The following is a 21,823-nucleotide window of genomic DNA, read 5'->3' on the forward strand; positions in this document are numbered from 1 at the left end:
CTCTAGCCTCCGGCGACGAGTTCGAGTTGGAGCTCGCCACTGTCGCGCGCCGGCGGCGCGCAGCTGATGGTGAAGGTCGGGGCATCGACCCGGTCGAGCAGCACGACCTTGTCGCCAGCCGCCGGCACGTAGCCCAGAAGCGTGAGCTGCGCGGGCGAGATCCGGACCGTCTGCGAAGCCGTGTTGATCCGGGTCATGCTCTGGAACTTCGAGCCTTCCCGGTTGCCCTCGAGTTCGGTGGGCTTCGGAGCCGAGCGGTAGCGCCCGATGATCTCGCGGACCGGGCGGGTCGGGTCGGTGCCGGCCGCGCCCCGCCAGCCCGCCGAGGCCTGCGGCAGGACGCGGATGCGCTCGCCATAGGCGTCGTCGAGTGCATCCTGCATCTCATCGTCGAGGTCGGCGAAGGCGCCCATGGCCTGCTACGCGGCCTTCAGCGCCGCGATCACGTCGGCCTTGTTCCTGGCCTGCGAGACGTCGACGCCGCGCTCGGCCGCGAGCTTGTCGAGCTCGGGCCGGGTCATGGCGTCGTAGTCGGGGTCGTCGGGCTTCTTCGCCTCGACGGCATCGGTCTCATTAGAGCCGGTCGGGAAGTCGGGAACCGATTCCCTGACCGGCTCGACTGCCTTGGCGACCAGGGCCGCCTGAGCCTCATGGAAGCCGAGATGCGCGATCTCGCCTTTCTCGTCGCCAAAGATGTACTTGACCTTCATGGCTGTTCTCCCGTGGCGCTCGCGCGGTCAGGCCGCGCGGCGCAGGGTTGCGGGGGTCACGCGGCCGAGGTGCCGCGGACGAGCAGCGACGGGCGCTTGCAGAGCGGGAGCGGGTTGGACTGCGTGTGCAGCTTCACCCAGCGCCAGAACTCCAGATCCATCGCCTGTCGGGCGTAGACCTCAAGGCCGGGCGTGTTGACCACGTCCATGAAGTCGCCGGGGGCGAAGTAGGTCGAGAAGGTCTCCGTCGTGCCGCGCGGGAAGAAGCGCGCCTCGCCCGCCGGGATGAAGCGGCGGCGCACCTTGCTGCCGTCCTCCGCTAGCTGCGTGGCGGAGCCGCGGTACTCCTCGAACATGATTCCCTGGAACGGGAACATGCGCCGGACATCGTCGCGCAGGGGGTTGGCCTGGGGCGACGAGGAGAAATACTTGTAGGCGTCCTGCACGTCCTTGTCGGACACGACGCTGTCGAAGAACTCCGGGCTGCACAGCGCGTGCACGCTGGTCATGACGTCGCCGAGGAGATTGTCCTCCAGATAGCCGGTCACCTGGCGGCACTTGCCGGCGATGCCGGGCTTCGTCCCCGCGAAGTCGAAGTTGATCGTCTTCTGCGTGACCCCGAACTCTGCGAACAGATCGTAGATCAGAGAGCCGTCGGCATCGAGGATCTGACCCGAGAGCGCGCCCATCCGGAGAAACTCCAGGGTGATCGCATGCTTGCGCCGCATCGTGGCGAGCTTGCGGTTCACCATGTCTTGAACGTTCTCCAGCACGTTGCCGCCGAGCGAGACGACGTTCTGGACATCCTTGGCCAGGACGAAATCATCGTGCGGAATGTGTGGGATCTCGAAGGAGCGGATGTTCCGCTTCTCCTTGGTGCCGAGCGACGGCGGACCGCCACGGGCACGGGTCGGAAGCAGGTTCAGCTCGCCATTGACGAACTGCACTGCCACGCTGGTCGTGGGCGCACCCTCGCCCGGCATCAGGTCGAGTTCCTGCAGCCGACCATAGGTGTTCGGAACCACGTTGACGGCGGAGGTCAGCTCCACCGCGTTGAACGCGTCGCCGTTGAAGACATCTGCAATCAGGGGCATGGGTCAGGCTCCTTCGCGCACGAGGATGCCGAGCGCGGCGAGCGCGGCGTTTTCCGTCGCGCGCTCCGCTGCCGTGTCCACGTCCGAACCGCGGGTAAGGCCCTGGTGCGCCACGATGGCGTCACGGGCGATGAAGACGACGCGCTCGTCGCCGTTGGTGGTGTCGACCGTGTCGAGCAGGATGCCCGCCACATTCTGCGATCCATCCGCGGCCGCGAGAGTGCGGACCTTCAGCTTGCCGGAGGCGGTGACGCGGCCGAGCACGGTGCCCGACTTCACCACGCCCTGGCCGATCAGAAGGATGCCCTGGTCGCGCGAGTAGAGGCTGTCCGCCTCCCGCTTGAGCCAGTCGCTAGCGTAATCGCGCTCGATGATGTTCGTGGGCATAGGATCACGCTCCCTTCTTGGCGTGGGCGCGCTTCATGCGCTCGGCGAGGCCGCCGGGGACGTAGCCGGCGGCGGTGGCGGCGCCCGTTCCCGCAAGGGTCTGGGTCGCGACGGTGGAAGCGGCGGAAGCCGACGCGCGGGCGTCGATCAGCTCCTTGCGGACGTCGCTCGGCTTCGCGTCCTTCTCGATGAAGGCGGTGGCGAGCTCGGGCCTTCCGGCGAGCGTGCAGATCTCGTTGATCTCCCGCACATAGGAGAGGGCATCGGCGCGGCCGGCCGCGCGCGCATCGTCGATGCTGACGACGTTGGTGGCCTGAGGCGTAGCGGTGGCCGGAGCCGACTGAGCGGCAGCGGGCTGCGTGGCCGGGGCGGCGGGAGCACCCGCGGCCGGATCGTTGGTCGACGGCATCGGGGTCTCCTTGTTGCCGGGTTGCGGAACTGCGGCAGCGGAGGCCGTCGCAGTATTGGGGAGCGGTCGTTTGCTCCAGCCGCGCGCGTCGGCCATCGCAACGAGACGCTGCGGAGCCTTGGCGTAGGCGCGGAAGGGGAAAGGTGCGGGCTCGTCGTCGCTGGCCGCGCCGATCCGGTCGGCGTAGCCCTTGGCGACGGCATCCTCTGCGGTCAGCCAGGTCTCAGCCGCCATCTCGGACCGGATCTCCTCGACGGGCCGCTCGGTCGCGTCGGCATAGATCGCCGCGAGGCTGGCGCAGACGACCTCGAGGTAGGCGAGGCTCTTCTGGTGCTCGGAGGCGTTGCCCTCCGTCCAGACGGCCGCGTCGTGCACCATCATCATGGCGCCGGCGGCCATGACCCGCTCGTCGCCGGCCTGCGCGATGATGGAGGCGGCCGAGGCCGCTAACCCCTCAACCACAGTGGTCACGCGACCCTTGTGCGCGGACAGGACGGCATGGATCGCAAGCCCCTCGTGCGCGATGCCTCCGCTCGAGTTGATCCGCACGGTGACGTCGGCGGTCGGGCCGAGCGCGGCGAGGGAGTGCACCACGTCGGAGGCGGTGAACCCCTCATCCCAGAAGGAGCCGCCGACCATTCCGTGCAGCACGATGCAGCCGTCGACCAGAAGGTCGCGGCCGGGGCCGTAGCAGTAGTCCATGGTGAACTTCCGTTCAGGCGGCGTCGGCCGCGTCTGCCCCAGGAACCGGGTTCGGATCGTCGACCGTGCCGCCGTCGAGCCGGAGCCCGAAGCCGTCGGCGCGGTCCTGATCTTCCTTGCGGCGGGTATCGATCTCCTCAGCGTCGCCGCCGCGGGCCTCGATCGCATCCGAGCGGGGCATGATGCCCATCTTGATCGCGAGCTCGTCCGCCCTGAGATCTTTCAGCGGATCGACCCAATCCCACTTCGGCGGCATCCAGCGCACGGTGGACAGGGCCCGCTTGTCGCGATTGAACACGGTCGGTGTGAGCCCCGGCACCGAGCCGGCCAGCGCCGCTGTCGCGATCCAGCGGGCCCAGACCGGCCGGCACAGCTGGAACACCAAAGTCTGGTGCTGGAACTGCGAGACCCGGCGCTTGAACTCGAGCTCGATGCTGCGTTGGGATGAGAAGTTGCCCTTGGAGGCGTCGCCCGTCAGTGCAGCGTAGGGCACGCCGCAGGCCGCCGCGATGGCGAGCAGGTTGCGGAACTGGAAGGCCTCGTAGGAGCCGCCGACCTCGGTTGGGTTCGAGAACCTGATGTCCTCGCCGGGATTCAGAACCTGGAGCGTGCCCGGCTCGAGGTCGGCCAGCGTAGTCTCGATCTCGGGCTCGTTGCTGGCTGGGTCTTCGGTGAGGCCGAACGCATCGCCGCGGCTCGGCACCGGCAGCGGATCGCCGATGGCGTTCTTGGTGATGAAGCCCGCGAACATCGCGGCAACGCGCTTCCGGTCGAGCTCGGCGTCGTCGTAGCTGTCGAGCAGGTAAAGCCGAACCATCGCAGGGGTGAGCTGCGACTGACCGCGGATCTGTCCGGCCTCCAGGGGCCGATAGAGGTGCATCACCTCAGAGGCCGGCACGACGGTGATGTCGGTCGGGCTGTAGCCAAAGGCGAGCTCGCCCTCGCCAGGGCGCCGCCGCAGGAAGTGATAAGCGACCCGGCGTCCGATCGCGTCGAACTCGATGCCGTGGCGGATCTCGTTGCCGACGATGGAGCGCTCGACGTTGTAGGACAGCGGGAGCTGCTCGCTCTCGATCAGCTGAAGCTGCAGCGGCACGCTGAAGCCGTCCGAGGCGCGGCGTGGCCGGAAGCGGATGAAGCACTCGCCCGCCACGAACATCGAACGGGCCGCAAGCGCCTGCAGCCCGTAGAAATCGGTCAGGCCGTCAGCGTCGGCTTCGTCGGTCCAGCGGAGCCAAGCTTCCTTGATCGCGGCCTTGAGGCCTAGGTCGGACAGAACGGGCGACGGCGTGATGCCGTCTCCCACCGCTGAGCCGACAAAGGTGTCGACGGCGCTCGCCGCGTAGGCGTTGTCCCGCACGAGCTGGCGGGCGCGGGCGCGAAGGACATCGCCACCACGCGCCTGCAGGGCATTGATCGTGACGCGCTCGGCCAGCCAGCCGCGCAGGCGCCTCGACGTGCGCGCACCCTCGTAGCCGAGCCCTGGCGCGAAGGTGGCGCGCGCTGTATTGCGCCGCGCCCTGGCCTCCGCCTTGCGCTGCTTCCGCTTGCCGGCCACGGGTCAGTAGCCCTTCGAGCCGATCATGCGGACCTGCCGGACCCGCCCCGTCGGCACAGGGCCGGCGTCGTCCAAGCCGCCGGTTTCGGCGAGCAGCTCGTCCCGGCGACGGTAAAGGTGCTTGAGGTCGCGCTTGATGGTGCGATCCTCCTCCCGAACCTCGGTGACGCCGCGGTTCAGGGTGCGGTTGATCCGCTCGATCTCGGCGAGCTTTTCCTCGCGGGTTTGCCCGGCCATGCTCAACGTCCCATGTAGCTTGAGCGCCGAACCATGCGGGTGGGCATGGCCGGCCGAGCCGTGTTCGGCGCGTTTCGATCGGCGAGCTTCCTGGCCCGCGCCTCGAAGTCCACGGCCGGTAGACCGTAGCGTGCCGCGAATGCGTAGACGGTGGCATCGAGCGCCTCGGCCGCCTCGTTGCGAACGCGCTCGAACCTGCGGACGGGCCGCCCACCCTCCCGGCGGATCACGCGACGCTCGGAGCAGAGCTGCGAGAACCAGGACAGCGGCAGGCTGGCCGAGAACCGGATCTGATCCGGGTAGCGCGCCAGCTTCGTGGCCAGGATCTGCTTGATCTCGTCGACGCCGACGATCCAGAGCCGGCCCTCGCCGCCAAGCGCTCCGCCCGTGACGCGCCCCTTGGAGCGCTCGATGATCGGGCGGCGCCCGCCGATGCCCTTGATCGGCAGCACGTTGCGCGACAAGCGCGGCCAGCAGAAGGCGTAGACCGCCTCGACCGTGCCGCCATCGCCCGAATCCACGCTCGTCGCCTCGAGACCGAGCGCGCCGCCGAGCGGATGCTTCCAGCGCTGGAGCAGCAGCTCGTCGAGCTCGCGCCAGACCGGCCCTTCCAACACGTTGCCCCAGATCACGAAGTGGCCGAGCGCGTAGGCGGTGCCCTCGCGATCCCACCCATAGATCACGACCTCGAGCCGGTCGGGCTGCACGTCCACGCCGCAGGTCAGCAGCAGCACGGCCTCGGGCAGGTCGAGGGCCTCGCCGTCCGGAGTGCGGACGTTGAGGCCAAAGGCTTCGACTCGTGCGGCCAGAGCATCTGGCGTCGTGGTCTCGACGCTCTCCGACCACGGCAAGCCGAGTAGCGTGTTGTGGAACGTCTTTAGCCGCTCGGGCTCGTGGTGAAGCTCGAGGTACTCGGCCGCCAGAACGCTCCAGGACGCGTTCACGTGCGGCGAGATCAACGCCGAGAGAGCGAACCCAGCATGGCCCTGCACCTCAGGCCGGGTTGCCCGCCAGCGCCCGTTTGCGACCATCTCGGCCTTGAAGCGCTCCGGGATCAGCACGCCGCAGTTCGGGCAGGCCCAGGCCGCGGTCTGCGGCCGGTGCGCCGTCACGACGCCGGTGGCGTCCCGCTCCTTTTCCCACTCGATGTGCGACCAGAGCGGCTCGGCGAACTCCTCGCACTCGACGCAGCGGATCTCGTAGATGCGCCGGTCGCTCGCCTCGTAGGCCCGGCAGATCGTCGAGGTGTCGGCGCCGGTCGGGGTCGAGCCTCGGACGATCTTGCGGTTCGGGAAGCTCTGGGTCCGCTTGATGGCAAGGTCGAGTGGATCACCCTCACTCGTCGTCTCCATCGCGTCCTCCTCGTCGATGAGGAGAATGCGGACAGTGTGGGCGCGCAGGTTCCGGGGCGAGCGCGCAGCGACGATCTTGAGCGAGCCGCCCGGGAAGCGGCGGTGGCGAATGGTATTGCGGCCGGTCTCGTCCGCCGCGGTGGACAGGATGCCCGCCACGACCGGGCTCGCGTCGAAGATCGGCTCGAGATCCGAGACGATGTAGGTCCGGCAGCTGTCGTCGGTTGGCAGCAACGTCAGGATCGGCGCCGGCTCGTTGGCGACGTAGCTGGCCGTGGCTCCTGTTAGAAGCGTGGTGTAGCCGACGCGGGCCGCCTTGCGGACGGTGACGCGCTCGAGGGTCGGATCGCTGATCGCGTCGGCAATCTCGCGCTGGAACGGCCAGAGCCGGACCGGCCCGGGGCGCGCCGCGACCTCGGGCGGCAGGTGAACGTGGCGCTCGATCCACTGCGACAGCGGCAGGCGCGGCGGCGGCACGAGCCGGGCGCGCGCGGCGCGGGCGGTGCGATCAAGCAGGCTGGACATCGGCCGCGGCCGTCATGGCGTCCCGCACGATCCGGTCGATCACCGACAGGTCGTGCTTCGACAGGTGGGAGAGCTCGAAGGCGCACTCGCCCGGGATAGCAAGCAGGCGGGCCCGCATCTGCACGACCTCGTCGGCCCAGCGGCGCTCGGCTTCCTCGGCGAGGATGAGGCGACCCTGCTCCTTTGCGTGTGCCTGGTCCCGCTGCCAGGTCTGAACGATCTTCTCGGCCGTCCGGGCATGGTTGAAGGTGAGCTCGCCTTCGACGACCACACCCTCGGCCAGCAGGATCTCGCCAACCCGCGTAGTGGCAAGCTGAGCCTTCGCCGCGGCCTGCGCCTGGATATCTGGTGCTACCAGGGGTGCGTGCGCACCCTGCGAACCGGTGCGCACAGCGGTACGCGCCGGGTCCGTGCTCCTGATCCAGGCCTCCCGAACAGCCTCCGGATCGAGCGTGCCATCCGGGTGTGCGGTGATGCGGCCGGCTTTGATGGCTTTCCGGATCGCCGCCTCGGACACCCCGATAATCTTGGCGCATTCCCGCCGGCTGACGCCCACTGCGAACCTCGAAAATTAAACCTGCAGCGAGCCAGAAGTCGGGAGCAACTCTGCCCGCAATGGGTGGGGTGGGGGTGGAAGGACCCGCCGGGTTCCATTCGTTGCGGGCATGCCACACCGAGAGGGGCGCCGCGCGGTCGAGACGGCATCTGCGACTTGCTCATCCTCGGCCTGGCAGCGGCGCGGAGTCGCGTGTCGGAACGGGCTTCCGCATGAAGCCTTGGTCACCACTCAATGAAGTGGAGACCGACAATCGTGCGACAGAAAACTCTCGGGATCGGTGTGATCGCTGCCGTTCTCTCGGCCAACAGCGCTCTTGCCGAGGGCAAGCCTCTCCCCCCACCCGCAACCAATGCGATGCCACCGGTGGAGCTGACCATCAACTCCGACAGTGGCAAGCCGGTTTGCGCGCCCGCCGAACTGCTGCTTCCGGCCAACACCAACGTAGAGCTTCACGTCGTCAGCCACGTGGATGCGCCTGTCACCATCACGATGGGCGAGCAGTTCGAGAACGGGCGCGTGCTGCACGCCGATGGCGATCTCGTTCACGTCATGAGCGAGAAGGGCTACCTCGTGAAGCAGAACGGTCAGGGCACGCTGCGCCTACGGACCATGCAGGTGGGCAGCCAGCCTTATGCCTGCACCAGCACCCGCAAGCAGGACGCCCCGTTCACGGGCAAACTGACTCTGCAGCCGACTTCCGGCTGAGCGACCTTCAGCAATCGACGACTTCGCTCCCTGGAAGCAGGATCGTCACAGCCCCGGCATCCCCATCAGGAAGCCAATCTCGTGGCTGACACGCTTCTCGAGATCGGCGCCCATGACCTGCTCGAAGGTGGCGGCTGTGGCACCCTGCAGCATCTCGTCCGGGATGTAGACGCCCGAGTTTTGCAACTGCGCCCTGCCCCGCCAATCGTGGTTGGGGCTGACGTTCCGGAACACTTGGCCACCCATGACGGGGCCTTTGCGGTTTGGGAAGCGGCCGCCCTTGGTGAAGGTGCCGGCGAAGAGTTGACGACGCCCGCGGGGTGCGGCCGAGACGCCCGCCCTGGTCTCCTTCGGCGCGAAGAACTTCAGGCTGATGTCGCCGCCGTGCGTGGTTAGCGTGTAGGTCAGGCTGCCCACATACCCGAACTGCTCGGCCGCGGCGGTCGCCTTGTTGACCTTGACGGCCCGGACGATGACGGAGCGCTTCAGGCCGCTCTGCTGGGTCAGCGCCTTGATAACCTGCGTCCTGGCCTTGGTGCCGGTGTGGTTCAGGGCGCGGGCCAGGGCGATGGGTGCCTTCGCGCCGAGCTCGCCCAGTTGGTTCGAGAAACGCCCCAGCAGTCCGTCGCCGTGGAAGGTGAGACCGGTCACCGCCCCATCTCCCGCATCACTGCCCCCGGCATCTCGATGGCGGTGAGCGCCATGATCTCCGAGGCGCACCAGTAGAGTTGCCAGAGGTCGGAGAGGGTGGCCGGCGGCCGAGGGCGCGAATCGAGCATGGTAAGACGCTCTTCGATCATGCTCGCGCCGTATGCGGCACTGCCGTACATTGCGCTTGACTAAGCTACGGCATTGCCGTATTTACGGTCCATGCACATGCGTCCTGACCACGCCGGACTTCGAGAGCGACGCCAAGGATGCCGGCCTGTCTGAAGACGAGATTGCGGACATGGTTGCGTGGCTGTCGGCCAACCCGCAGGCCGGTGCTCTCATGAAGGAAACGGGCGGGGCCCGGAAGGTCCGGTTCGCGCGTAAGGGTCAAGGCAAGAGCGGCGGCTACCGGACGGTCCACTACTATGGTGGTGAAGACGTGCCCGTGTTCCTTCTGGCCCTCATCGATAAGGGCGAGCGGGACAATCTGACCAAGGCGGAGCGCAACGCGCTTGCTGCCGAACTTTCCTGCTTGGCTGACGACTACCGGTCCGGAGTCGCCGCTAAGCTCGCCAAGATGAGACGGAGGATCTGATGAGCAAACTCGGTGAGCGTCTTCTCCGCAGCGCCAAGCAGGCCAGGGCCATCGCCAGAGGCGAGATGGAGCCGGCTCGCGTCTTCACGCCTCCCACGGTCGACGTGGCTGCGGTTCGGAAGAAAACCGGCCTGTCTCAGCAGCGGTTTGCACAACGCTTCGGGCTATCACCGGCCGCTGTCCGCGATTGGGAGCAGAAGCGGCGCAATCCCGATGCAGCGGCTCGTACCTTGCTCATCGTTATCGACAAAGAGTTGGCTGCGGTTGAGCGGGCCCTAGAGGCGGCGTAGGTACCGCAGCGATCGGATCGCTCGGGGCGCAACAATCCCGTTGCCTCGGTGATGCCGTGGGCTGGGTCACCGCTAGAGCCAGACTGCGCGAAGCGCTATCGCCGCATTCGGCGTCGAAGTTGCTGACGACCTGCGATCCAAAATCACTGGCGCGCGTTGGTCACCCTTACGGTCAGGGAGACGCGCATGGACACGCACGGCAATCCAGCTAACGCGCCGGTTCACCGGCAGGGAGAATCCGTCGACACCGTCGATCAGCTCAGCAGCATCGTGCTGATGGGGCTCGCAATCGCGGGCGGTGTTGTGGCGATCCTGCTGATCAATCTCATCGTCTGAATGGCTGTAGAAAAGCCCCGCAGCGATCGGATCGCTCGGGGCGCATCTCTGAATTGGGGAGAAGCGGCAGGGCCTCCGGCGGCCTCACATCCGTCCTCGCGCTCAACCCGTCCATATTGTTCTGCAATCGGCGCAAGTGCGAACGATAGCGAACATCTATGGATGGTCAAGCGTCAGATGGCCTTGTGCACAGCTCTTGCCGCCTATGCCAATGCCGGCGGCCTCGCCGAACCAAGCCTGAGCCACCTGGCTCAGTTCTCGAATAGGCCTCCGCCGAATGAGAGCTTCCAGAGCCTTCTGAAGCACTGAGCCGACGTAGCGCTCAGACCGGGTGGCAGCCGAGGTGCGAGCGCACCATATCGGCTCCATGACAGAGACAGATCCCAAGCTCCATCCGTACTCCCTGGAGATCCTGCCGCCGAAGGCAGACGGTGCCTCTTATCAATGGGCGATCCGAAAAAACGGAAAGATGGTTCAGCGTTCCGATCGGGACCTTCACAGCAAGACCAAGGCCCGCGAGAGTGGACTGGCTCAGATCGAGAAGCTGCTATCCGGCTTCGGCGACCGGTAGCCCCCATCCCACACCATTATCCATCTCAGCCCGCCCGGTTTGCCGCGGCGGGCCATTTCATGCCGGGTCATACTTTCGTGTTGCCGCCTCGTCCTGAATGGCCGGCTAGGCGTATTGCAGGATACGCAAAGCGCTTGCAGTCTGCTCGCGTGGGGCCGAGCAACAGCCGCCCAGGTCTCACTGCCAATAGAAGCCCCGCGGCCTGAGCACCCGTGGGGCTTCTCCGTGCGTCTCGCACCTCACTTTTGCGATGGCGGTGGCGCCTCATCAGGTCGACCGCTCACGGGCAGGGTTGCATTCTCCGGCGAAAAGGCCCCGTCGGTGGAAATCTAACCCCGATCGACGCTGGCGGGTCCGATCCCCCAGATGACCTTCGCCCCCGCAGCCTCGGCGCGGGGCTTTCTTTCGGCTGCGGTTCACCTGCGTGAGTGTCGGGCCCGGCGAGAGGGTACAGGATGCACGGGTCGAGGATCAGGCACCTCGGCGCGGCCCCGCCATTCTTCCTCCCCCCAATACGCATGATGGCGGGGCCGTTTCTCTCTTCGTCATGGATCCTCGCCCCGCAGCCTCACGGCTCGCGGGGCTTTTCGTTGGATCAGGCATCCGGCCAGACGTAGATCTCGCGCACGCTGTCGTTGTGCCGGAACCAGTACGTCGCTGTTGCTGGGTTCAGGCCATGATCGCGGTATGAGCCCGCAATGGATCGAACCAAGCTTTCGGCCTCCGAACGGTTGCCAATCTCGTAGGCGAGCAATTGCGGACGACGACCGCCGAAGTGACCGACGTCACGGATGAAAATGGAGTGAGCCACTTAGACCTCCGTATGCTAGCAGACCACGCTGAAGTTGCAGATCTGCGGCTCACGCATGTGTAGGTTCAGATCAGCTAATTAGCATAGTTAGTGCCATTTAGCAGAATTTCGTGCATTCGATACACAATACGTTCGCGTGCTCCCTCGAGCGATCCAACCGCCGCAAGGCTCTTCAAAAGGCCGGCTCGTCCGATGTCGACTGGATTGACCGTCGTGCTCTCGCTATCGGGAAGCTCACATTCGAATAGCTCGACGATATCTGAGGTCCGGGCCGAACCGCCTTCGTTTGCACCGACATGCTGTACAGTACGGTGGCGGTCACGCTTAGGACACAGACGGCGGCGATCGCCCAAGTCGGAGCTTCCCAGCTGTGAAGCAGCACGGCCGTCGCCGCTGTCATCACCGCGATGACGCCGAAGATCTCATGCCACATCGGAGCGCACTCTCGAACGTGTCCTAAATCAGTAAGACGCGCTGAACGTCGCGGCCATACCCTGTGCAGCCTCGTACCGCCACGGTCCGCACCTCGAGCTGTCATTCGCCCTGGGGCCGCTCCGCCGCGATCTGCGCCGACAACTGCCCGTCGCAATCCAGGTCGACCATCTCGTCCATGATGCTCAGCGCCCGCCCCAATTCTCCTGGCTCGCCTCAGCCATGGCCGCCGCGGTTCATCTGCACCTCGCGGAACAGAGGCGGGTAGATGTGCAGCGGCTGCGGCGCTCATGCCGCCTTGTGCACATGCTCGAAGCTCATTCGCATCTCGGATCGCCGGCCCATGAGGCTGATCTCGACGACGACCTGCTCGCGGGTATCATCCACGGCGAGCACACGGCTGAAGAAGCCGGCGAACGGACCGGCCGCGATGCGAACCGCCTCATCGCGCTCGAAGGGCGCCGTGGCCTGCGTGCTGGTGCGGCCGGCCCGCTCCTCTTGAGCCCGATCGGCAAGCCATTCCAGGCCGCTTTCATTCATCGACAGCGGCCCCCGGGCCGATCCGAGGATGCCCATCAGGCCGTGCGTATTCCGGCCTTCACTGTCGCGCTCGCGCAATGCGGCAAGCGCTTCGTCTGAGGCGCCGCCCTTGATGCCGACGAAGAGGTAGTGGCGCATGGTAGGCCGCTGGAACTCGCGCCGGGGCAGCTTCAGGTTCGCGCGCTGCGGTCGTCGCCAGAAGAACTCACAAGGCGTGTAGGCCAGGAATAGCTTGTCGCCATCCACCTCGGTGCGACGCAGGCTCTCTGCGGCCCGAAGTTCAGCCTGTGGGACTGTGGTGCACACATACCAGCTGACGCCAGGCGTTTTGATCTCCGGCACCTTGTTCCGCTTCTCGTCGGGCAGCGGCACGTCTTTCAGGATCGTGAAGTTGTGCTGAGGCGTGGCTTTGGCGTCGGAGTATCGTCCGAGGCGACTGGAGGGCATGGCGGCGGCTTTCCCTGATACACAACGAAGGGATGGGGCGGCGACGAACTCAGGCCTCAGCGGCCCCTCGGAGCGCCAACTCGTGCGGCTCACCGATGATCTCGATCAGCTCAACCGGGCCTCCCGGCACATCGTCATCGAAGACGCCGATCACGAGCCTGCCGGTGTACCAAGCGAAGGTGTCGAGGTCGGTTCGGCCGGCATAGAGCTTGGGGCCATCGGCGAACTGGTGATGACCATGGACCACGTGCAGATCGCCGTGGCCTCCCTCGAACCCATCTGGGTAGAGCATCCAGAGGCACTTCTTCTCGCTCTGGAGTTCCAGAGCGATCATGAAATCGACGCCGGCATGTACGAAAAGGCGGTGGCCTTCACGGCGCAGGATCGGAAGGCGATCAAGCCATGCGAGGTGTTCGGACGAAACGACGGACAAGTCGACATACCCGCTCATCGGGTGGCCGTAGGAGATCAGGGTTTGAGCGCCACCGTTCTCCATCCACCACTCAATCGATGCGCGGCTACGGCACACCGCGACCATCATGTCTTCGTGGTTGCCCTTGAGGGCAATCCATTCCTGGCCAGTCGGCGGACCGGCCATCAGCGCCTCGATGATCTGCCGGCTCTCCGGCCCGCGGTCGACGTAATCGCCCGTGAACACGACCGTGCCGCCGCCGCGTTCGGTGACGGCGGCGATTGCCTTAGTGAACAGGTCGAAGCGGCCGTGCAGGTCTGCGATGGCGTAGGTGGGCATGGTCTGGCGGCCTCCGGGATGTGCGACGCGGGATGGCGGGTTAACGCATCGCGCCCGCGCTGAGTTGGATCAGCAGGAGCAGCTTGCGCTTGGAGAGCAGAAGGTTGACCTCGCCATTGGCGCGGACGGCGAAGGCGTTGCCTTCACGGGTGTTGGTGAGGAGGCGGTCTTCAAACTCGGGAGCGGGGTCGGGCTGCTCTAGCGGAACAACGGTGGTGCGCAGGGACAGGCGGTCAGACATCGATGGCCTCGCTCTCTGCCGCATCCCGCTCCGCGATGCGCGCCTTGCGCTCGGCCTCCACGGCAAGGATGCGCTCGTTGAGCTCGCGGCGGGCCTGAGCGCGCTCAGCAGCAGCGGAACCAGCCGGCTCAATCGCAGGCTCACCGATATCCTTCAGCACGGCCACCAAGCGCTTCTGGTTCTCGGCGCGCGCCTCCTCGGGCATCTCGTCCTCGGGCTGGGCGTCGAGGATGCGTTGCAGACGGATAGCTTGGCCGCTTGCCGTCGCGGCGATGCTCTGCGCGAGACGGCGGAGGCGCGGGGGCTTCGGCGCGAAATCGAGATCACGGGCATCGCCGCTCACCTCGCCGCGGCGCCAGCGTCGCATTGCCTCGCGAATGGCCCAGGCCGGCAGATCATCGACCGCATCCAGATAGGCGCCGATCTTGATGTCGGCCGTGTCGTCGTCGAGCCGGGCCGGTGCGTGCTCGTTCACGATCTCGCCAAGCATCTTGATGGTGGTCTCGATGGGTCCCGGCCGGGCAGCGCGGTGAAGCTCCTCAATGCGCTGCGCGATAGCCTGCCGCTGGGCTCCAGTCGGCATCTTCGATCTCGGGATCGTGGCGACGCGGCCGATCACCGCGCGGGTCTTCGGATCGAGGATCGTGCGGCCCGCTCCCAAGTCCGACACCGCGGCGATCTGCGTGGCGAGCCACGGCGGCAGAAACAGCAGAGTGGACGGTTCCCGAACGTCGATCGCGGGGAGCACTGCCGGCGAGGAGGTCTGAAGGTCTTGAGCCATTGCGCTGAGCCTCCCGGCGGATGATGGCCTCGATGTACGGGATGGGGCTGGCGACCTCGTTGGCCGCCGCGTCGTCGATCGCGACCATGACGATGATCGCGCTGTCCTCGGCGACCTTGAGCCACTTGCCGAGCAGCGACCGGCACTGCGGCTCGGCTCTGCCGGTCATCCGGCGAAGCTCCGGCAGGCCCCGGGCGAACAGATCCCGGCGAGGATCAGCCGGGGTTGGCTCGCTCAGCGAGCCCGACCCGTCAGGGTCGGAAGAGGTGTTTGGGGTGGGGGTTATAGGGGGGGTGCGGGGGGGCAAGGGGGAGGGGTCGTTAGGGCCGACCTGCGTAACGCCAGCGTCACGTTCCTGTGTCGTGACTGTAACGTTACCGTCACGTCTCGCAGCACGGTGACGCGCGGTGCGCTCGCGCTGTCCAGCACGGCGCGCCTCGTCGACCGATTGAAGGTCGGCGATGATGGACAGCACCTCCTCGAAAGCCTCCGGCTCAAGGCGGAGCTTCCCCAGGCGGCGCAGAATATCGGCGGTGACCGCCATTGCAGCTACTCCGCAGCCATGAGGGGATCGAAGAGTGTGCCGGCGAGCGGATCGGCTACAGGCGCGGCGGGGGCCTTCACGGCATCGACGGCCCGCGCCTCAGCCTCGGCTCGGCAGTCCAGATCCTCGCAGACCCAGGTCCCATCCCGATCTGTAAAGCAGCCGAAGCTAATGGAAGCAGGCTGTCCGCAGATGGCGCAGAAGCGCTCAAGCGCGGCGCGGGCGGCACGCTCCAGTGCCTCTCCAAATTCGGAGAGGTGGGAATCGAGATAGGCGCCGAGGCTCATACGACCGCTCCCGCGAACGGCTGCACTTCCACGATCGTCTCCTCGCACTCATCCTGCCAGTAGAGGTGGATCTCTTCGGCCTCGCGGTCGTTGCGGATGACTCCGTGAAGCTGGAGGAGGTCGGAAACGGCCTTCGTGAGGTTGTCGAGATCGGCGCCGCTGCCGCGGGGCATCCAGCAGGTCAGCGTGTAGCGTCCGAAGATCCTCCCCGGCCGCTGCTGCGTCAGCTGCCATCCGGCCTGGCAGAGCCAAGCCGCGTACTTGTCCGAGAGGCGGAGGCCGCCGCCTTTCTTGGACGACCAGATCTCGTTCACCGAGGGCGGGATGCTGAGTTGCAGCACGACCTTCTCGGCGTCGCGGCGCTGGTCAAAGGCGGCGGTGCTTGAAGCCTTGAGCGTGCGAGCGGCGGCTGTCACGTGGCGCCCCCGAGGTAGGCAATCACCGCGTTCCGCAGATGCTCCTCAGGAGAGACGCCCACGAGCTGCGCGTCGGCGCAAAGGCGCCCACCGACATCAACCGGCAACGTGAAACTCTGACGCTCCGCCAATTCGATGCAGCGGGCTCGGCCAGGCATCCAGCGGATGTGCCCCCGCTCGACCAACTGCACGAGCATGCGGTGAATGCCGGACTTGCTCTTGAGCCTGAGATGATCGGCGATCTGCGCGTAGGAGGGCGCGTTGCCATGCTCGCCCCAGTAGGCGCGGATGAAGCGCAGCACTTCCGTGGCCTGCGGCGTCGCCCCGTAGGTGGAGAGGGCGCCAGTACGCAGTGCCGAGGCGGGCTCTGTCACAGCTTCGCTGAGCATCGTCGGTCCTCAGTTAAGGCGGTCAGCTGGGTCGCGGTGGTCGTCGCAGTCCCAGAAGCGAGGCTTCCACTCCGGCGGCGGTTGCTCGGCGCACGGCGGAGCGAGCAGATCAGCGTGCCAGCCGTGGTGCTCGGAACAGTCCCAGTGGAAGTCGAACCGGCCCTTCGCGAAGAGCGCGATGTGCTGGTGAGCCCACTGCAGCAAGCGGTGCCAGTGAAAGCGCAGGCGTTCGGTCACGCGCCGATCCTTTCCTGCCAGCAGGCCGCCAGCTTCGCGTCGATGTCTTCACGGGCGGCCAGCAGCTGCTGCCGGCGCTCCTCGCGGGCGGCATCGTCGAGCCAGGGGGTCGGAGCTGGGATGCCGCCAACGACGAAGCCGAGGCCGTAGACGCAGAGGATCGGACCGAACCAGTCGAAGGACGGCCGCGACGTGCCGGCGAACCACTTCTCGACGGTCTTCGGCGGTGCGCTCAGGTTCTCAGCGACGCATTGCGCAGGCTTAACCGGATGAATGCGCCGCCATTCATCAACCCAACGTTGGGGATTGATCTCCCAACCCTTGGTCAAATTCCCACCGGACTTTCGCATGGCTTTCCCCGATGCTTTGCGCATCGGAGGGGACACAGTAACTAGGGAGACGGACGACATCTCAACGGACCCCGACAACGACGAGGGGATACGCGGTACGCAGAACAGCGCGATCGCCAGCTTGGCGGCTCAGACGATCACGCGAGGGAAGAAGGGAGCGGAGGCCGGCCGGGAAGCCGGCCTTCCGCAGTTTGGCAGCGGGAGAAACGCGAACCGCCGCCGGGAGGAAAAGGATGTCAGGGAGCGAGCTTGAGGACTTGAACGCAGCGGCCGTGACCCTGGCGATGCACGCCATGGCGGAATGGCTGGTGACGCGCGCAGGAGCGGCCGAGCCGGGCGCTGGCGACTCGCTGAAAGCCCATGTCGAGATGTCGATGACGGGGCTCGTGCGGCGGCATCCCGACCTGACCGACGCAGCACAAGCAGCCTGCGGGCTGGTCGCACGAGCCTTGGATGGGCGACCGCGCTTTGCGTTGACGCAATGAGGGGTGTGCCGGGCCGCGGGGCGGGAAGCCTTGCGCTTGACGAGAGCTACGACCCGGCACGTCCGACGAACCGCGGGGGACATGTGTGGCAGTCGGATCGGGGGAAAGGATGATGCGAGAGCGTTCATGCCGCGCGCGCCTCGGCACAGCGGCGAATGGCGGCAACGGCCTGGGCGGGCGCGATGCCGGCGCAGCCCTGCAGATCGTCGAGCGTCAGGCCAGCCTCATGCAGGCAGGCGACCGCGTTGTCGGAGAGATCGGCCGGGCCGAGATCGCGGGCGCGGATCTGCGCGGCGAGGCGCGAGGCGGCCGGGTCGCTCCGGCCGGTGACGATCGCGACGAGGTAGCTCGGGAAGCGAGCGGGCCCGCGACGTCCGAAGCGACGATGCGGCCGAGGACTGGATTTGAGGCCCATCGCGTCGGCCCGCGCCCACACGAAGCGTCGGCTGACGCCGAGATCGAGCGCGATCTGCCAGAGCGAGTCGCCGGCCTTGAGCGCGGCTCGGATCTGTCCGTCGAAGCGATCGCCGTAGGATGCGGTCACGCGCCGCCTCCGGAATCGACGCGCAGAGGCTTCGCTTGAGAGGGGCGCCGGCTCCCCAAAAGTTCGAAGCGGACGGAGGCGAGGCGCCAATCGTGAACGCATGGAAGGTTAGTTGCCGCCCGCAGCCGCCCAGCCACGCTCGCCGTGACGAGAGCGATGGAGTGGGCAATGAGACCGGAGAGCTTCGACGACATGGTTGCCGAGCAGTGCGCCCAGCAGCAGGTGATCCTGATAACGCTGCGGAGGGTCGCAACGCTCTGCCGCGAGGCGAACATCGATCCGATCGAAACGGCCGAGCACTGGAAGGCCATGGGCAGCGCGGCCATCGACCAGGTCGACTTCCGCGTGGCGCCTGGGCACGAGCCGGTCGTGCGCGATAAGGAGAAGGCTCGGATGACCGCAATCATCGAGCTTGGCCTCCGGGAAAGCCTTCCGGGAACGGGCAGGAGATCGGAGCCGGCACGTCGGCGCGGGAGCGCGGCGGCAGCCCTGCTGGCATTTCGCCCTCGACGTACCCCTCCGGCGCTTCCCAGAGATCCGGACGGAGCCGCCAGCGTGGCACGACTCCTCTCGTTGCCTTCTCGATAGCGACAGCGAGCTCGCCGGAGACGCGGCCAGCCCGCTTCGCCTTCCAGATTGCGCCCTGCGAAACGCCGCATGCAGTGCCGAGCTTCGTCTCGGAACCGAGGATGGCGATCGCGGCCTGGATCAGTGGTTGAATGCTCATGGCGCCGGATGTAACCACCCAGGTTGTTGGTAGTCAACAACCAAGTTATCCGAGCGTTCCAACAACCGAGGTTTTAGACTGCCGCGCTATGACGTGGCACGACCTTATCCGCGAAGCGCGCGAGGCGCGCGGACTCAGCCAGAAGCAGTTAGCGACTGCCGTTGGCGTCTCGCAGGCGACGATCAACAAGATCGAGAACGAGAAGCCGCAGAGCACCAAGGTTCTGGATGCGCTGATAGCTGAGCTGAAGCTCGATTCGGCAGCTTTTCCTCGCGAGGCATTTGGAGCGGGTGCTGGCAGCGCTCAAGCCGTCACCAGGCCGACGCGGATTGCTGGCGGCATCACGGCTCTCCCCGAGTTTGCCCGCGACCCCGCCTATTGGGCTGCAGCGGCCGGTCTAGTTGGAGATGTGCCGCTTTATGCAGCCGCCGAGGGCGGCGAAGGCGCGCTCCTGATCGAACGCGATTCGATTGGCACTGTGAAGCGTCCACCTCTTCTTCAAGGTGTGAAGGACGGCTACGCGATCTATCTCGTAGGCGAGTCCATGGCGCCAGAGTTCGAACCCGGCGACATCTTGATGGTCAACCCACGCCTGCCTGTGCTGCCGAACACGTCGTGCGTGTTCTACAATACCAAAGCTGACGAACCGAGCGCCCTTGTGAAGCGCTTTCTTAGCTCTACTGAGGACAAATGGCGAGTGAAGCAATTCCGGCCTGAGCGGGAATTTGATCTCGATCGTGCTGAATGGGGTACTCGTCACCGTATCGTGGCTAAGGATTTTCGGCGATAGGCTTAGGGCGTGAACCGAACCAAACCATTGCGGGGTTTGTCGTTTTGTGATTCCAGGCAGCTGTTTCGCGGCCTGGAGATAGCGATGGCGGACCTGTTCTGGCTCTCGGATGAGCAGTGGGCGATGATCGAACCGTTCATGCCCAGGGACCAGCCCGGACCCGAGCGGAAGGACGACCGGCAGATCATCTCCGGCATCCTGCATGTTCTCACCTCCCGGTGTCGCTGGCGCGACTGCCCGGCCGCCTACGGCCCGCGCACCACGGTCTACAACCGCTTCAATCGTTGGTCGCGGCGCGGCTTCTGGAAGGCGATGCTGGCCGCGCTGGCCAGGGCGGGATGGGCAGGCGACGCAGCCGCCCTCGACAGCAGCTACGTCCGAGCCCACCGCTCTGCCCATGGCGGCAAAGGGGGCGACGGCGCAGGCCATTGGCCCGTCGCGCGGCGGCCAGACCACCAAGATCCATGCGCTCACCGATGTCCTCGGCCGCCCCGGCGTCCTCCTGCTGACGCCCGGCAACGCCAGCGACGTGACGACTGCGCCGGCGGTACTGGCCGAGGCGCCGGGCCGGATACGGCGTCTGGCCGCCGACAAGGGCTATGACGCCGACTGGCTGCGCGCCGATCTACGCAAGAGCGGGATCACGCCGATCATCCCGGGCAAGCGCGGCCGCAAGCGCAAGATCCGGCACGATGGGCCCCGCTACCGCGAACGCTGGCGCATCGAGGCGACCTTCAACCGCCTCAAGGATTTCCGCCGCATCGCCACCCGTTATGACAAGCTCGCCCGCAACTACGCCTCGGCCGTTGCTCTGGCTGCCGTCGTCGCCTTCTGGTGCTGATCGAGTCCAGACCCTAGAACGGCAAGTCCTCCACGCCGTCTCCGATGGGCCTCCCGTAGCTCGCCAGCACGATGGGGTCATCGAACTCTCCAGTCGCTGGATTACCGGTCCGCGCGAATGCCAGGACTGAGGCTTTGCGTTCGGAAAGCCGCTCGGCAGTTTTCAGCGCAGACGCCTCCGTGAGCGCTTGAATCGGGGCATCCATCCGTAAGCCGGCCGCCTCCTTGGTGAAGCCCTGAACCACGTAAAACGTCTTCCTAGACTCTACTTGCGACGCCACCGGCGCCTCCTCTATGGTCTCTGACCGTACTAATGTTCGCGTTCTGTTCTCGTTCCTGTCAATCGGTTGCCCCTGGGGAACGCTGGGGATAAATACCAACAGCCGGTCGCGCTACTCAGGTAGTTGACAACCAACAACCTAAGTCGTAGTTGTTATCCATCGCCACCCCGCGATGGAGCCACCCGTGCCGTCTCGCCGCCACCTCGAGTGGAGAGCTGCGCTCTCCGACCTGAAATCCGACCGCGCCAGCCGACCCGAGGTCCGCGAGGAGCGCCTGCGCACCGCTTCCGTTCTGCGCGGAACCCCGGCTCTCGCCCTCTCCGCCTGGCGCGGCCGCAGCGGCAAGCGCTACGTCGTCGGTGTCCACGCCATCGCAGATGCTCAGCCCGACGACATCGCAGACACCGTAGCGCTCGCTGTCCGTCGCGATGAGAACGGCGAGGCTCACATCCTCAGCGTCGCCAGCATCAGCAAAAGCCCGAGCCTTACCCGCGTCCTCAGCATCCTGGCCGGCATGGGCGCCACCGAGATGCATGTGCACCGCCTCGCCGGCACCGTGGATGAGCGCGTCGCCATCGCCAAAGACCTGCTGACGCCGACCAGCACAAAGCAACTGGCGATCCTCGACGGCGAGCAGAGCCGGGTCGACGCCATCAATGCCCGCGCTGCGCATGACGCTGCTGCCCATCGGTTCGCTCTGAGCGGTGGAGCGCACTGATGCTCGCCGCCCTCGCCATCGTCTCCCCGATGCTCGCCGTGAGCCTGCTCTGGCTGGCCGGCAATCGCATCAGCGCCCGCCTTCCCTGAACTTTCCGCCGGAGTGCCGCCCGATGTGCGCGCCCATGTTCGCAACCGATGACATCACCGAAAGCCCGGCCATCCTGGCGTTCGACGCCCTGCAGGCCGCTGAGCGTCACCTGCTGAGCCTGACACTTCGCATCTGCGAAGGCTCGACGCGCTACGCCTTCCCCAAGCACGACCCTGACACGGCCATCACCCGCGCCGTCGGCGAGATCACCCGCTGCCGGTATGAGTTCGACCGCGCTCTGGCTTCCGAGGCAGCTGGCGAGCCATTCCGCGTCACGCCGACCACGGCGACCCTGTGCGTCGAGCTTCAGCGCCGCATCACCCGAAACGAGGAGAAGTCCTCCGTCCCGTCGCTCGGGCCGACGATCGCTGCTGCACGCCGCGTGGACACGCAGTCGGATGCCGACCGGGAAGCCGGGTTCGTGAGTGCGGTGGGCTGAGC

Annotated in this window: 35 protein-coding genes and 1 pseudogene; 11 read left to right on the forward strand and 25 right to left on the reverse strand. The window is 66.5% G+C overall.

Annotated features, from left to right (window positions below):
* Positions 1-2: 2 nt before the first annotated feature.
* From WDW90_RS15485 to WDW90_RS15525, 9 genes are read right to left on the reverse strand one after another with little or no spacing between them, the layout of a single operon-like run.
* Complete coding sequence (locus tag WDW90_RS15485; protein WP_336488294.1) at positions 3-413, reverse strand: hypothetical protein; 411 nt, start codon at positions 411-413, stop codon at positions 3-5.
* A 6-nt stretch (positions 414-419) separates the two neighbouring features.
* Positions 420-710, reverse strand: a complete 291-nt coding sequence (locus WDW90_RS15490; RefSeq protein ID WP_336488295.1) for a hypothetical protein — start codon at positions 708-710, stop codon at positions 420-422.
* 56 nt (positions 711-766) lie between these two features.
* Positions 767-1,804: a major capsid protein gene (locus WDW90_RS15495; RefSeq protein ID WP_336488296.1), complete on the reverse strand. Its 1,038-nt coding sequence runs from the start codon at positions 1,802-1,804 to the stop codon at positions 767-769.
* A 3-nt stretch (positions 1,805-1,807) separates the two neighbouring features.
* Positions 1,808-2,191 (reverse strand): head decoration protein, encoded by a 384-nt coding sequence (locus WDW90_RS15500; RefSeq protein WP_336488297.1) that lies wholly within the window; start codon positions 2,189-2,191, stop codon positions 1,808-1,810.
* Positions 2,192-2,195: 4 nt separating this feature from the next.
* Positions 2,196-3,302, reverse strand: coding sequence for a head maturation protease, ClpP-related (locus WDW90_RS15505; RefSeq protein WP_336488298.1), 1,107 nt, complete (start codon positions 3,300-3,302; stop codon positions 2,196-2,198).
* Between the two features lie 13 nt (positions 3,303-3,315).
* On the reverse strand, positions 3,316-4,860 hold the full coding sequence (locus WDW90_RS15510; RefSeq protein ID WP_336488299.1) for a phage portal protein: 1,545 nt from the start codon (positions 4,858-4,860) through the stop codon (positions 3,316-3,318).
* A 3-nt stretch (positions 4,861-4,863) separates the two neighbouring features.
* On the reverse strand, positions 4,864-5,097 hold the full coding sequence (locus WDW90_RS15515) for a hypothetical protein (RefSeq protein WP_336488300.1): 234 nt from the start codon (positions 5,095-5,097) through the stop codon (positions 4,864-4,866).
* 2 nt (positions 5,098-5,099) lie between these two features.
* Positions 5,100-6,974, reverse strand: a complete 1,875-nt coding sequence (locus WDW90_RS15520) for a phage terminase large subunit family protein (RefSeq protein ID WP_336488301.1) — start codon at positions 6,972-6,974, stop codon at positions 5,100-5,102.
* Positions 6,958-7,530 carry a hypothetical protein gene (locus WDW90_RS15525; protein ID WP_336488302.1) on the reverse strand — a complete coding sequence of 191 codons (573 nt, stop codon included), beginning with the start codon at positions 7,528-7,530 and terminating at the stop codon, positions 6,958-6,960. The genes WDW90_RS15520 and WDW90_RS15525 overlap by 17 nt, the downstream gene beginning before the upstream one ends.
* A gap of 252 nt (positions 7,531-7,782) precedes the next feature.
* Here WDW90_RS15525 and WDW90_RS15530 point away from each other — a divergent pair, with 252 nt between their 5' ends.
* Entirely contained in the window at positions 7,783-8,238 is a 456-nt protein-coding gene (locus WDW90_RS15530; protein ID WP_431311046.1) for a cupredoxin domain-containing protein, read from the forward strand.
* 45 nt (positions 8,239-8,283) lie between these two features.
* Here WDW90_RS15530 and WDW90_RS15535 read toward each other — a convergent pair whose 3' ends face one another.
* Both WDW90_RS15535 and WDW90_RS15540 read right to left on the reverse strand, forming a co-directional pair.
* The gene (locus WDW90_RS15535; RefSeq protein ID WP_336488304.1) at positions 8,284-8,889 is read right to left on the reverse strand and encodes a hypothetical protein; all 606 of its coding nucleotides are present in this window, start codon (positions 8,887-8,889) and stop codon (positions 8,284-8,286) included.
* Positions 8,886-9,017, reverse strand: a complete 132-nt coding sequence (locus tag WDW90_RS15540) for a hypothetical protein (RefSeq protein ID WP_336488305.1) — start codon at positions 9,015-9,017, stop codon at positions 8,886-8,888. The genes WDW90_RS15535 and WDW90_RS15540 overlap by 4 nt, the downstream gene beginning before the upstream one ends.
* Before the next feature lie 56 nt (positions 9,018-9,073).
* On the opposite strand from WDW90_RS15540, the gene WDW90_RS15545 reads away from it, so the two are divergent.
* From WDW90_RS15545 to WDW90_RS15560, 4 genes are all read left to right on the forward strand, one after another.
* Entirely contained in the window at positions 9,074-9,484 is a 411-nt protein-coding gene (locus WDW90_RS15545) for a type II toxin-antitoxin system RelE/ParE family toxin (RefSeq protein WP_336488306.1), read from the forward strand.
* Positions 9,484-9,774 (forward strand): helix-turn-helix domain-containing protein, encoded by a 291-nt coding sequence (locus WDW90_RS15550; protein ID WP_336488307.1) that lies wholly within the window; start codon positions 9,484-9,486, stop codon positions 9,772-9,774. The genes WDW90_RS15545 and WDW90_RS15550 overlap by 1 nt, the downstream gene beginning before the upstream one ends.
* A gap of 186 nt (positions 9,775-9,960) precedes the next feature.
* Positions 9,961-10,110: a hypothetical protein gene (locus WDW90_RS15555; protein ID WP_336488308.1), complete on the forward strand. Its 150-nt coding sequence runs from the start codon at positions 9,961-9,963 to the stop codon at positions 10,108-10,110.
* Positions 10,111-10,477: 367 nt separating this feature from the next.
* On the forward strand, positions 10,478-10,681 hold the full coding sequence (locus tag WDW90_RS15560; protein WP_336488309.1) for a hypothetical protein: 204 nt from the start codon (positions 10,478-10,480) through the stop codon (positions 10,679-10,681).
* Between the two features lie 595 nt (positions 10,682-11,276).
* Here the strand turns inward: WDW90_RS15560 and WDW90_RS15565 are convergent.
* The 11 genes from WDW90_RS15565 to WDW90_RS15615 all read right to left on the reverse strand — a co-directional run bounded on the left by WDW90_RS15565 (position 11,277) and on the right by WDW90_RS15615 (position 16,907).
* On the reverse strand, positions 11,277-11,492 hold the full coding sequence (locus WDW90_RS15565; protein WP_336488310.1) for a hypothetical protein: 216 nt from the start codon (positions 11,490-11,492) through the stop codon (positions 11,277-11,279).
* A 720-nt stretch (positions 11,493-12,212) separates the two neighbouring features.
* Positions 12,213-12,911: a transcription termination/antitermination protein NusG gene (nusG, locus tag WDW90_RS15570; protein ID WP_336488311.1), complete on the reverse strand. Its 699-nt coding sequence runs from the start codon at positions 12,909-12,911 to the stop codon at positions 12,213-12,215.
* Positions 12,912-12,960: 49 nt separating this feature from the next.
* Positions 12,961-13,662, reverse strand: a complete 702-nt coding sequence (locus WDW90_RS15575) for a metallophosphoesterase (RefSeq protein ID WP_336488312.1) — start codon at positions 13,660-13,662, stop codon at positions 12,961-12,963.
* Between the two features lie 40 nt (positions 13,663-13,702).
* Complete coding sequence (locus WDW90_RS15580; RefSeq protein ID WP_336488313.1) at positions 13,703-13,903, reverse strand: hypothetical protein; 201 nt, start codon at positions 13,901-13,903, stop codon at positions 13,703-13,705.
* A complete protein-coding gene (locus WDW90_RS15585) occupies positions 13,896-14,393 on the reverse strand; it encodes a hypothetical protein (protein WP_336488314.1) in 498 nt (165 codons plus the stop codon). The genes WDW90_RS15580 and WDW90_RS15585 overlap by 8 nt, the downstream gene beginning before the upstream one ends.
* Positions 14,394-14,442: 49 nt before the next feature.
* Positions 14,443-15,228 (reverse strand): hypothetical protein, encoded by a 786-nt coding sequence (locus WDW90_RS15590; protein ID WP_336488315.1) that lies wholly within the window; start codon positions 15,226-15,228, stop codon positions 14,443-14,445.
* A gap of 5 nt (positions 15,229-15,233) precedes the next feature.
* Positions 15,234-15,515 carry a hypothetical protein gene (locus WDW90_RS15595; protein ID WP_336488316.1) on the reverse strand — a complete coding sequence of 94 codons (282 nt, stop codon included), beginning with the start codon at positions 15,513-15,515 and terminating at the stop codon, positions 15,234-15,236.
* Entirely contained in the window at positions 15,512-15,931 is a 420-nt protein-coding gene (locus WDW90_RS15600; protein ID WP_336488317.1) for a RusA family crossover junction endodeoxyribonuclease, read from the reverse strand. The genes WDW90_RS15595 and WDW90_RS15600 overlap by 4 nt, the downstream gene beginning before the upstream one ends.
* Positions 15,928-16,320 carry a LexA family protein gene (locus WDW90_RS15605; RefSeq protein ID WP_336488318.1) on the reverse strand — a complete coding sequence of 131 codons (393 nt, stop codon included), beginning with the start codon at positions 16,318-16,320 and terminating at the stop codon, positions 15,928-15,930. Before WDW90_RS15605 ends, WDW90_RS15600 begins: the two co-directional genes overlap by 4 nt.
* 9 nt (positions 16,321-16,329) lie before the next feature.
* Positions 16,330-16,557: a hypothetical protein gene (locus WDW90_RS15610; RefSeq protein WP_336488319.1), complete on the reverse strand. Its 228-nt coding sequence runs from the start codon at positions 16,555-16,557 to the stop codon at positions 16,330-16,332.
* Positions 16,554-16,907 carry a hypothetical protein gene (locus WDW90_RS15615; RefSeq protein WP_336488320.1) on the reverse strand — a complete coding sequence of 118 codons (354 nt, stop codon included), beginning with the start codon at positions 16,905-16,907 and terminating at the stop codon, positions 16,554-16,556. The genes WDW90_RS15610 and WDW90_RS15615 overlap by 4 nt, the downstream gene beginning before the upstream one ends.
* Here WDW90_RS15615 and WDW90_RS15620 point away from each other — a divergent pair.
* Together WDW90_RS15620 and WDW90_RS15625 are read left to right on the forward strand one after the other, a co-directional pair.
* The gene (locus tag WDW90_RS15620) at positions 16,906-17,160 is read left to right on the forward strand and encodes a hypothetical protein (protein WP_336488321.1); all 255 of its coding nucleotides are present in this window, start codon (positions 16,906-16,908) and stop codon (positions 17,158-17,160) included. The two genes, WDW90_RS15615 and WDW90_RS15620, sit on opposite strands and share 2 nt — an antisense overlap.
* 4 nt (positions 17,161-17,164) lie before the next feature.
* Entirely contained in the window at positions 17,165-17,392 is a 228-nt protein-coding gene (locus WDW90_RS15625; RefSeq protein WP_336488322.1) for a hypothetical protein, read from the forward strand.
* A 124-nt stretch (positions 17,393-17,516) separates the two neighbouring features.
* Here WDW90_RS15625 and WDW90_RS15630 read toward each other — a convergent pair whose 3' ends face one another.
* The gene (locus WDW90_RS15630) at positions 17,517-17,936 is read right to left on the reverse strand and encodes a hypothetical protein (protein WP_336488323.1); all 420 of its coding nucleotides are present in this window, start codon (positions 17,934-17,936) and stop codon (positions 17,517-17,519) included.
* A 403-nt stretch (positions 17,937-18,339) separates the two neighbouring features.
* A complete protein-coding gene (locus WDW90_RS40720; protein ID WP_431311045.1) occupies positions 18,340-18,663 on the reverse strand; it encodes a transcriptional regulator in 324 nt (107 codons plus the stop codon).
* Between WDW90_RS40720 and WDW90_RS15640 the strand changes: the two genes are divergently transcribed.
* Both WDW90_RS15640 and WDW90_RS15645 read left to right on the forward strand, forming a co-directional pair.
* Positions 18,656-19,453 (forward strand): helix-turn-helix domain-containing protein, encoded by a 798-nt coding sequence (locus WDW90_RS15640; RefSeq protein ID WP_336488325.1) that lies wholly within the window; start codon positions 18,656-18,658, stop codon positions 19,451-19,453. The two genes, WDW90_RS40720 and WDW90_RS15640, sit on opposite strands and share 8 nt — an antisense overlap.
* A 138-nt stretch (positions 19,454-19,591) precedes the next feature.
* Positions 19,592-20,294: pseudogene (locus WDW90_RS15645) on the forward strand (IS5 family transposase).
* Positions 20,295-20,307: 13 nt separating this feature from the next.
* Here WDW90_RS15645 and WDW90_RS15650 read toward each other — a convergent pair.
* A complete protein-coding gene (locus WDW90_RS15650) occupies positions 20,308-20,574 on the reverse strand; it encodes a hypothetical protein (protein WP_336488326.1) in 267 nt (88 codons plus the stop codon).
* A gap of 184 nt (positions 20,575-20,758) precedes the next feature.
* On the opposite strand from WDW90_RS15650, the gene WDW90_RS15655 reads away from it, so the two are divergent.
* Together WDW90_RS15655 and WDW90_RS15660 are read left to right on the forward strand one after the other, a co-directional pair.
* On the forward strand, positions 20,759-21,292 hold the full coding sequence (locus tag WDW90_RS15655) for a hypothetical protein (RefSeq protein ID WP_336488327.1): 534 nt from the start codon (positions 20,759-20,761) through the stop codon (positions 21,290-21,292).
* 124 nt (positions 21,293-21,416) lie between these two features.
* Positions 21,417-21,821, forward strand: a complete 405-nt coding sequence (locus tag WDW90_RS15660) for a hypothetical protein (protein WP_336488328.1) — start codon at positions 21,417-21,419, stop codon at positions 21,819-21,821.
* The last annotated feature ends 2 nt before the right edge of the window (positions 21,822-21,823 follow it).

It is taken from the genome of Methylobacterium nigriterrae (assembly GCF_037106235.1).
Lineage (GTDB): Bacteria > Pseudomonadota > Alphaproteobacteria > Rhizobiales > Beijerinckiaceae > Methylobacterium > Methylobacterium nigriterrae.